We start from the raw sequence: 2,696 nt of genomic DNA, 5'->3' as shown, positions 1-2,696 counted from the left end.
CTGCTGGTCGATTGCTCAACCGTCGGCGTCATCGCGCTCGGCATCGTCTGCGTTCTGATGGTCGGCGAGATCGACCTGTCGGTCGGTTCGATCAGCGGCTTTGCCTCGGCCATGGTCGGCACGCTGTGGGTCAACCAGGGCTGGCCGGTGGCGCTCGCGATTCTGGCCGCTGTTGCCGTCGGCGGCTTCATCGGCGCCCTCTATGCGCTGCTGTTCAACCGGCTCGGCATGCCGAGCTTCGTCTCGACGCTGGCCGGCTTGCTGGCGGTGCTTGGCCTGCAGCTCTACATCCTCGGCTCGACCGGCTCGATCAACCTGCCCTACGGCTCGAACCTGGTGAATTTCGGCCAGTTGCTGATGATGCCCAAACTCGTCTCGTTCGCTCTGGCGGCCGTGCCGGGCATCGTCATGCTGATCACCGGCCTGCGCACCGTCGCGCGCCGCCGCGCCGCGAACCTGTCGGCGCCGTCGACCGGCGGGCTCGTCACGCGCGCGGTGGTGATTACGGTCATTCTCGAGCTCATCGTCTTCTATCTCAATCAGGCGCGCGGCATTCCGTGGATGTTCGGCCTGTTCGTCGGCCTGGTCATATCGATGCACTACGCGCTGACGCGGACCAAATGGGGCCGCTCTATGTCGGCGGTCGGCGGCAACCGCGAGGCGGCGCGGCGCGCCGGCATCAATGTGCGGCTGATCTATTCCAGCGCCTTCGTGCTGTGCTCGATGCTGGCGGCTTTCGGCGGCGTGCTGTCGGCGGCCCGCCTGGCCTCGGCCAGCCAGCAGGCCGGCACGGGCGACGTCAACCTCAACGCCATCGCAGCGGCCGTCATAGGCGGCACCAGCCTGTTCGGCGGCAGGGGCAGCGCCTATTCGGCACTGCTCGGCATCATCGTCATCCAGTCGATCGCCAGCGGCCTGACGCTGCTCGATCTGTCCTCGTCGCTTCGGTACATGATCACCGGCGCCGTGCTTGCCATCGCGGTCATCGTCGACTCGCTGGCACGCCGCTCGCGTGTCTCGCATGGCCGGGCCTGAACCCATCAACAGGAAGCAAGACATGAGCCAAGAACTGTCCGGAAAAGTTGCCGCCGTCACCGGTGCCGCGTCAGGCATCGGCCTCGAATGCGCCAGGCATATGCTGGCGGCCGGCGCCACCGTGGTGCTGGTCGACCGCGCCGAGGCGACGCTGAACAAACTGTGCGCCGAACTCGGCCCCAAAGCGATCCCGCTGGTGATCGACCTGATGCAGCCGGCAAGCGTCGCCACCATGATGCCGCAAATCCTGGAGAAGGCCGGCCAACTCGACATCTTCCATGCCAATGCCGGCGCCTATGTCGGCGGCGAGGTGGCGACCGGCGATCCCGACGTCTGGGATCGCATGCTCAACCTCAACATCAATGCCTGCTTCCGTTCGATCCAGGCGGTGCTGCCGCACATGATCGAACGCAAGACCGGCGACATCATCGTCACCAGTTCGATCGCCGGTCTGGTCCCGGTGGTCTGGGAACCGATCTACACGGCCTCCAAGCACGCCGTGCAGGCCTTCGTCCACACGGTGCGCCGGCAAGTCGCCAAGCACGGCCTGCGCGTCGGCGCCGTGGCGCCCGGCCCGGTGGTGACGGCACTGGTCGACGACTGGCCGAAGGCCAAGCTCGAAGAGGAACTCGCCGCCGGCGGCCTGATGCAGCCACGCGAGGTGGCCGAAGCGGTGATGTTCATGCTGACCCGGCCGCGCAATGTGACGATAAGGGATTTGGTGATTTTGCCGCAGAGCAATGATCTCTAGGGGGAGTAGGGGAGTAGGGCAGTAGGGCAGTAGGGCAGTAGGGCAGTAGGGCAGTAGGGCAGTAGGATTGCTCTGCCGTTCAATGCCCGGGCCCGAGCCAAGCCACCATCTCCTATTCCCGTACTGCCTTACTGCCCTACTCCCCTACTCCCCTACTGCCTTAAACCGAAGGTTTCCCCCAATGTCCCACTTCCTCGGCATCGACGTCGGCACCGGCAGCGCGCGGGCCGGGGTGTTCGACCACACGGGAACCCTGCTTGCCTCGGCCAAACGGGACATCGAGGTCTGGCGCGAGGCCGGCGACATTGTCGAGCAGTCGAGCAACGACATCTGGCGGGCGGTTTGCGCGGCCACGCGTGAAGCGGTCGCGCAATCGGGCGTGGCGCCCGAGGCGATCGCCGGCATCGGCTTCGACGCCACCTGTTCGCTGGTGGTGCTGGGCGAGGGCGGCGTGCCGCTGCCGGTAAGCAAGTCCGCCAATCCGGAACGCAACATCATCGTCTGGATGGATCATCGCGCGGTCGAGCAGACGCGCCGCATCAATCGCAGTGGCGAGGCGGTGTTGAACTACGTCGGCGGCGTCATCTCGCCGGAGATGGAAACGCCGAAACTCCTGTGGCTGGCCGAAGACCTGCCCGCCACTTTCGACGCCGCCTGGCAGTTCATGGACCTCGCCGATTTCCTCACCTGGCGGGCGACCGGCAGCCTTGCCCGTTCGGTCTGCACGGTGACCTGCAAATGGACCTATCTGGCGCATGAGAGCCGCTGGGACGAGACGTATTTCCGCAAGATCGGCCTCGGCGCGCTGGCCGACGAGGCATTCGCGCGCATCGGCACCGAGATCGTGCCGGCCGGTGCCGCACTCGGCGGCGGATTGACCGCGCAGGCAGCAGCAGACCTTGGTCTCAAC

3 protein-coding genes are annotated in these 2,696 nt (G+C 66.1%); all 3 read left to right on the top strand.

The genetic code is table 11. The annotated features are described in order from the left end of the window. A partial coding sequence (locus EOA22_RS30165; RefSeq protein ID WP_127390457.1) for a sugar ABC transporter permease occupies positions 1-1,035 on the top strand: 1,035 nt, incomplete at its 5' end. 22 nt (positions 1,036-1,057) lie between these two features. Continuing rightward, the gene (locus EOA22_RS30160; protein WP_024501651.1) at positions 1,058-1,786 is read left to right on the top strand and encodes an SDR family oxidoreductase; all 729 of its coding nucleotides are present in this window, start codon (positions 1,058-1,060) and stop codon (positions 1,784-1,786) included. A gap of 181 nt (positions 1,787-1,967) precedes the next feature. Next, on the top strand, positions 1,968-2,696 hold a 729-nt coding region (locus EOA22_RS30155; RefSeq protein WP_245478720.1), incomplete at its 3' end, for an FGGY family carbohydrate kinase.

It is taken from the genome of Mesorhizobium sp. M7A.F.Ca.US.014.04.1.1, assembly GCF_003998745.1.
Classification (GTDB): Bacteria; Pseudomonadota; Alphaproteobacteria; order Rhizobiales; family Rhizobiaceae; genus Mesorhizobium; species Mesorhizobium ciceri.
Note: the sequence above shows the minus strand (reverse complement) of the source record. Positions and strands in the feature narration are given on the sequence as shown.